Genomic DNA, 6993 nt, shown 5'->3' with positions numbered 1-6993 from the left:
CGTTGAGTACGCAAAAGCCCGAAACCACCGCCATGGACCGAGTCCGGGAGAGTGAAATGCTGACCGGGGAAGAACCCCATCCCGTCTATTTCCTTTCGGACAGCACCGGAATAACGGCGGAAACGCTGGGGAACACGTTGTTGACGCAATTCCCCGACAGTAACTTTGCCCGCACCACCGTGCCGTTCATTGACACCGTTGCGCAAGCACATGAACTGGTGGAGACCATAGATCGGCAGGCGGCGCTGGGGCTGACGCCGATCGTCTTTTCCACCGTGGTGGGTGCGGATATCCGCCAAACCCTGGCCACGTGCAAAGCGTCCATGGTTGATCTCATCGGCAGCCACGTGGGGCAATTGGAGCTGGCTCTTGGCGAGCAGGCCAGTGGCGAGCCGGGCCGCGCGCATGGCTTGGGAAATGCCGTCCGCTACCAAACGCGGATGACGGCGGTTGAATACGCCATAGAACATGACGACGGACAAAGCCTGCGCGCCCTGGAAAAGGCCCAGGTCATCCTGGTGGCTCCTTCACGGTGCGGGAAGACCCCCACCACCATGTACCTGGCTTTGCAGCACGGCATTTTTGCCGCGAACTACCCGCTCGTGGACGAGGACTTCGATGAAGTGGGCCTCCCCGCACCGCTGCGGCCTTTTGTGGACAAGTGTTTTGGCCTGACCTCCAACCCGCAGCGGCTGAGCCAAATCCGCACTGAGCGCCGCCGGGACTCCTCCTATGCCTCCTTGCGGCAGTGTGGTTTTGAACTGCGCAGCGCCGAGCGTTTGTACCTTGCCCACGGCATTCCCTACCTGAATTCAGCCAGTGTTTCCGTCGAGGAAATGGCGGCCACCATCTTGCAGCGGATGCACCTGCGCCATTAGAGAAATATTTCACAAGTCTCATGTGGTGAACGTCACATGAAAAGCCTGTCAAAACCTGTCATGGTGGAGAGGTTCGCTCCCTTGCAACGGCCTCGCAGGGGAGTGATGCCAACATGCCATCATTTGCAAAGGAGCAAATACCATGACGAAGGACACCCTGTGGTTCGCGGACCTAGGACTTAAAGACTTGGACAGGGTGGGCGGAAAAAACGCCTCGCTGGGTGAGATGGTGGCTAACTTAACGTCGGCGGGTGTTCAAGTCCCCGACGGCTTCGCCACGACGGCGGACGCTTACCGTGATTTTCTGGCCGATTCCGGTCTGGACGCGAGGATCGCCGCACGCTTGGAAGGACTGGACACTGATGATGTGACCGCTCTGGCTGCGGCGGGCCAGGAGATCCGCGCGATGATGCGTGAAACACCTTTCCTGCCGGATTTTGAAGCACAGGTCCGCGCCTCCTACCAGGAGCTGGTGGAGAAGCACGGGGGTTCGGACGAGCTTTCCTGGGCTGTGCGTTCAAGCGCGACGGCGGAAGACCTGCCGGATGCTTCCTTCGCCGGGCAGCAGGAAACGTTCCTGAACATTCGCGGCATTGAGAACATCTTGTTGGCCATCAAAGACGTGTTCGCCTCGCTCTACAACGACCGCGCCATCGCCTACCGGGTGCACCATGAGTTCAAGCATGCCGAGGTGGCGCTGTCGGCGGGGGTCCAGCGGATGGTTCGCTCCGACGTCGGCTCATCCGGGGTCATGTTCACCATGGACACCGAATCAGGGTTCCGCGACGCCGTCTTCGTCACCTCCTCCTACGGCCTCGGCGAGGCCGTGGTGCAGGGGGCAGTGAACCCGGACGAGTTCTACGTGTACAAGCCCGCTCTGCGGGAGGGCCGCCCGGCCATCCTCAAACGTAGCGTCGGAGAGAAAGCCATCCAGATGACGTACACGCAGAACCGCGAGGTGGGGCGCACCATTGACTTTGTCCCGGTGGAGGCTGCTCTGCGCAGCCACTTCAGCATCACCGACGAGGACGTCGAGCAGCTTGCGCGCCACGCCCTCGCCATCGAGGACCACTACGGCCGTCCCATGGACATCGAGTGGGGTAAGGACGGCATTGACGGCGGGCTTTACATCCTGCAGGCCCGCCCGGAAACGGTCGAATCCCGCCGCAAGGGTGGGCAGCTGAGTCGTTTCCGCATGAATGAGAGCGGTCCGGTGCTCGTGGAGGGCCGGGCCATCGGTCAGCGCATTGGCGCCGGTGCCGTCAGCATCCTGGATTCGATCGATCAGATGGCCAGCTTCAAAACCGGTGATGTTCTCGTTGCAGACATGACGGACCCGGACTGGGAACCGATCATGAAGCGTGCCTCAGCCATCGTCACCAACCGGGGTGGGCGTACCTGCCACGCGGCGATCATCGCCCGCGAGCTGGGGATTCCCGCCGTCGTCGGTACCGGAACAGCCACGGACGTCCTCGTCGACGGAACCGAAGTGACCGTCTCCTGCGCCGAAGGCGAGACCGGCCTGATCTACGAGGGGCTGCTGGACTTCAGCCTCGAGGAATCAGGTGTAGCCGAGATGCCAGAGGCTCCTGTGAAGGTCATGATGAACGTTGGCACCCCCGAGCAGGCCTTCAGTTTTGCGCAGTTGCCCAACTCCGGGGTGGGCCTGGCCCGGCTGGAATTCATCATCAACCGGCAAATCGGCATTCACCCCAAGGCCCTGCTGGACGTGGACGGGCAGCCGGCCGGTGTGGCCGCCGAAATCCGCGAACGGATTGCCGCCTACGGGGATCCGCGCGAGTTCTACATCAAGCGGCTGGCTGAAGGGGTCGCTACGATCGCCGCCGCGTTCGCACCGGAACCGGTGATTGTGCGCATGTCCGATTTCAAGTCCAACGAGTACGCAAACCTGTTGGGCGGGCCGGCGTACGAGCCGCACGAGGAAAACCCGATGATCGGCTTCCGTGGGGCCTCCCGCTACCTGGAACCGTCGTTCCGGGACTGCTTCGACCTTGAATGCGAAGCGCTTTCGTTTGTGCGCAACGAGATGGGCCTGACAAACGTCAAGCTCATGATTCCGTTCGTGCGGACGCTGGACGAGGCCCGCGGGGTCATTGACCTGCTGGCGGAAAACGGCCTGCGCCGCGGCGAGAACGGGCTGGAGGTCGTCATGATGTGCGAACTGCCCTCCAACGCACTGTTGGCCGATGAGTTCCTCGACTACTTCGACGGCTTCTCCATCGGCTCCAACGACATGACCCAGCTGACCCTGGGCCTGGACCGGGATTCCTCGATTGTGGCCGGCAGCTTCGATGAACGCGACCCTGCCGTCAAGAAGCTGCTGAGCATGGCCATCAAGGCGTGCAAGGCGCGTGGAAAGTACGTCGGGATCTGCGGCCAGGGGCCCAGCGACCATGCCGACTTCGCCCAATGGCTGGTGGAGGAAGGCATCGATTCCGTCTCATTGAACCCGGACACCGTGGTGGACACATGGCTCCGTCTGGCCGCCGCGGCAGAGAACGCCGTCCCCGCCGCCCTGCGCTAACGGTCTCACCGGCCATCTGCGGCTCGGTCATGACAAAGACGGTCCGGCAGGTTCCTTCCAAGGGAACCTGCCGGACCGTCGTCGCGTTATCAGCGTTGGGGGCTACCTTCCGCTACAACTTCCCGTGGCCTGCCGGACGACGGCGGACCAGAAGTGCGGCGCCGAGCAAGAGGACCATGATGCCCCCTGCCAGCAACGGCACGATCGTGGCACCGGTGTGGGCCAGATCAGCCGATGTCCCGGTTTCCTGAGTGGTTGACTTGCTGGGTGTCGATCCGCTGGGAGTCGAGCCGTCAGGCACTGAGCCATCCGCTGTGGGCCCGCCATCGGACTGAGCGCCGGCGGTCACCGTGAGGGCAAAGGATGCTTCCGTCTTGATGCCAGCAGCGTTGAGCCCACGGAGAACAAGGTTGTGGGCCCCGACCTTTATCCCCGCCGGAATGGTGATGGTTGTGGTTGCGGCTCCGCTGGAGTTGGCCTTGGTTCCGGTCAGCAGCACCGGCTCGGAGTGCAGCCAAAGCTCGGCTGGACTGCCCGGCAGCAGTTCCCCGACCGTAACTTCATAGCTCTTCCCGGCCTTCACGGTCCCAGGGATGCTGCCATCGATGAGCAAGCTCAACTCGGGTGCTTTCTGAGCGGTGTCAACCTTGAATTCGGCCAGCGACTTGGTGGCTTCAACGTTGCCGGAGGTGTCGGTGGAGCGGTAGCTGAAGCTCGTAGCGCCCTCCGGGATGACCACCGGCGCCATGTAGTCCATCCACGCGCCGCTGTCCAGCATGTACTGCGTCGACTGGATGCCGAAGTCGTCGGTTGCGGACAGGGTTACTGATGGAACACTTGTGTACACACCAGCAGCATTGGGCGTCTTGTCAATGGTGGCTGTAGTTGTCGGGGCTGTTGTGTCCGGTGTCGTCGTGACATCGATGATTGACACCGGAAGAGAACCTGATGTCTCCATCCCGTTCTTGTCCGTGCCTGTGACCGTCAACGTGGCTTTGCCCGCCTTCGCATCGGCGGGGATCTTGACGGCGAAAGTCACGACTCCGGCTGAGTTTGCAACGGCTGATCCCAGCTCGGCTGAGCCGAGTTTCAGCGTGGCGGAGGAATCGGACTGTGCATTCAGAACGCTAACCGTCACGGCCTGACCCGGGAGGATTTTGCTGGCGTCGGCGTCATCGGCAAGAACCACGTTCAAAGGTGTGGGTACAGTAAGCGTCGCCTGTGCCTTGATGACGTTGAATTCGGCTACGGATGCGTACGACTCCACGTAGGAGCTAAGCGCTGTGAGCCTGACGAACCGTGCGTCCACATCGGCTGTGAAGGGCATGATTTCCTCGCTCCACTCCATCGGCCAGTTCTTGTCACCGGGGCTCTTGTCATAGGTCGGGTACCAATCAAAGGTGCCCTCCACTGCAGGTGTCCACGTGGTGCCGTCCGTTGAGACCGAGACTTCGTAGTCTTTGATGCGGCCCCCGCGCCCCCCGTCCTGGCGTGGCAGGTACTTCGTGCCCGAGAGTCGCTGGACATTGCCAAGATCCACTGTGAGGCTCTGCGGCAACGTGCTTGATGGGCTTGAGTATTTCGAATGCCACATGGTGTATGGATTGTTGTCAGTGGCATTTGCCGAGGAGCCGTTTTCACCTGCAGTTTCCTGGCTGGTCGCCGTGGTGGTCCAGCCATGCTTGGATGCAGCAGGCCCGGCAGCGCCGATGTTCCCACCCAATTCGGCGCCTAGGCTGGTGCGGCCTGTTGGGGCATCACCAATCTGCTCGTAGCGGTCAAGGAACGTCGCCGCTGTGGTCTTCGTGTCAGACCAGGTGCGCTCTGCGACAACGGCCAAGGGGCGCCGGCTCAGGTAGTCATAGAAATCGTTGGAAAGGCCATAGGACTTGTCGGACCAGCGGCTCACACGGTAGCCGAGCACGTTTTCGTGTGATGCGAAGGCGTAGTTCGAGTAGGTGGTGTTCACATTGAAGAATGCATACGATCCCGGTGTGGAGCCGAATCCGGCGCTCACATAAAGCGGCCCATCCTGGGTGCCGATCGTCTTGTAGCCAGAGTTTGCCCGGGCGAGGGGATCAGAGAGCCATTCATTGACGACGATGTTCTTGTCGGGACCGGTGGTGACTGGGCTGTCCCAATCCCACCACTGCCAGATTTGCGTGGTCTTGCCGTGCGATCTGACAGCCGCATTCATCTCGTTGGTGAAATCAACGAGGAGGTCACCGACGTAGTTGAATCCCTTGGTGGCCTGCGCGGCAACCAGTGACGGGCATTTATTTTGTGCACCCTGCGTGGGGATTTCGTCGCCACCGATGTGGATGTACGGACCGGAGAAGATCCCGGCGAGTTCTGCAATCAGGTCCTTGACCAGGGCCCGCGTTTCCGGCTTTGTGTAGTCAAGGGTCCAGCCGTCAACGTTGGTGCCTTCCCAATTGTTGTTCGGCTTGGACATGGATGGGCAGGTCAAAGCCAAGTCGGGACGTGCTCGGGAGATTTCCGTTGCATGGCCAGGGACATCGATTTCGGGAACGATCGTGATGCCGCGTGCCGCAGCATAGGCATCGAGTCCCTTCAGTTCCGCCACGGTGTAGCTCTCTGGGGAGACAATCTCCGGATGCGAGGCACTCTCGATGCGGTAGCCGTTCCAGTCCGAGAGGTGAAGGTGAAGGGTGTTCATCTTCAGCCATGCCATCTGGTCGATCTGTTGCTGGATGTAGGCAACGGGGAAGTAGCGGCGGCCAACGTCAAGCATTTGGCCGCGGTCGCCCATGCGCGGTGCATCAATGACTGTGCCTGAAGGAAGCGAAAGTGGGGTGGGGGTGGTGCGAAGGGACTGCAGGAGAGTCGTTGCTCCGTGCCGCAGTCCGGCTGCGCCACTGGCAGTGATCTCGACACGGTCGGTGATCGACAGCGAGTAGCCTTCAGCGGCGGCGACTTCCGGCGCCACTGTTGTCAAGGCCAGGGTGATGTCGCCGGCCCGGGCCGGGTCCAGGGTAATTTTCGCAGCAAACCCGTAGTCGGCCAAAAGGCCCTCGGCGAGCAGTTCACCGGCGGCCCTTGTTGCTTCGGTGACTGAGATGCTCGTGGTGCCTGAAACGTGCCAGCCGTCCCCGGTGGACGGGGCCCAGCTCTGCACCATGGGAACCGTGTCCGGGAAATCAACGGGAGCAGCAGTTGCCGGTTGCACGGCAGCCCACGGTGCACCGACCATGCAGACCGCTGCAGCAAGCGACAGCACCAGGGCCGATTTCCAAAGCCGGGGCCTGCCCGACGAACGAACTTGGGGTGGGGTGTGCATGCGCGCTCCAGCTCTCTCTGGCTGCTTTATCCCGGAGCGATTGATGTCCGCATGCCAACAGTGCAAGTGGAACGACCCAACAATTCACTGAATCTCCGATTGGAGAGGTGGGGCAGCAACCTCAAGCATGCCGATACATGAGTGACTTATGCAACAATATGCGCGATTATTGCAAATAATCCAACCATTTATCAACATCTGTGAGTGATTTTGCGCGGATCTAGCGCTTGTCGGTGGCCACGGCCAGATACGGAGCGGTGCGGCTTCCT

At 61.3% G+C, this 6993-nt stretch carries 3 protein-coding genes; 2 read left to right on the top strand and 1 reads right to left on the bottom strand.

Annotated elements, in window-relative coordinates; genetic code table 11:
• Positions 1–56 precede the first annotated feature (56 nt).
• Both Q4P21_RS15380 and ppsA read left to right on the top strand, forming a co-directional pair.
• Positions 57–878, top strand: a complete 822-nt coding sequence (locus tag Q4P21_RS15380; RefSeq protein WP_303389604.1) for a pyruvate, water dikinase regulatory protein — start codon at positions 57–59, stop codon at positions 876–878.
• A gap of 142 nt (positions 879–1020) precedes the next feature.
• A complete protein-coding gene (ppsA, locus tag Q4P21_RS15375) occupies positions 1021–3423 on the top strand; it encodes a phosphoenolpyruvate synthase (RefSeq protein ID WP_303389603.1) in 2403 nt (800 codons plus the stop codon).
• Between the two features lie 112 nt (positions 3424–3535).
• Here the strand turns inward: ppsA and Q4P21_RS15370 are convergent, their stop codons facing one another.
• A complete protein-coding gene (locus Q4P21_RS15370; RefSeq protein ID WP_303389602.1) occupies positions 3536–6724 on the bottom strand; it encodes a family 20 glycosylhydrolase in 3189 nt (1062 codons plus the stop codon).
• Between the last annotated feature and the right edge of the window lie 269 nt (positions 6725–6993).

This window comes from Arthrobacter sp. (assembly GCF_030540645.1).
Lineage (GTDB): Bacteria > Actinomycetota > Actinomycetes > Actinomycetales > Micrococcaceae > Specibacter.
This window is presented reverse-complemented; position numbering and strand designations above follow the sequence as displayed.

Bases quoted from the DNA above. Each gene is read 5' to 3' on its own strand.
- Q4P21_RS15380 (WP_303389604.1), top strand. From the start codon at position 57: ATGCTGACCGGGGAAGAACCCCATCCCGTCTATTTCCTTTCGGACAGC.
- ppsA (WP_303389603.1), top strand. From the start codon at position 1,021: ATGACGAAGGACACCCTGTGGTTCGCGGACCTAGGACTTAAAGACTTG.
- Q4P21_RS15370 (WP_303389602.1), bottom strand. From the start codon at position 6,724: ATGCACACCCCACCCCAAGTTCGTTCGTCGGGCAGGCCCCGGCTTTGG.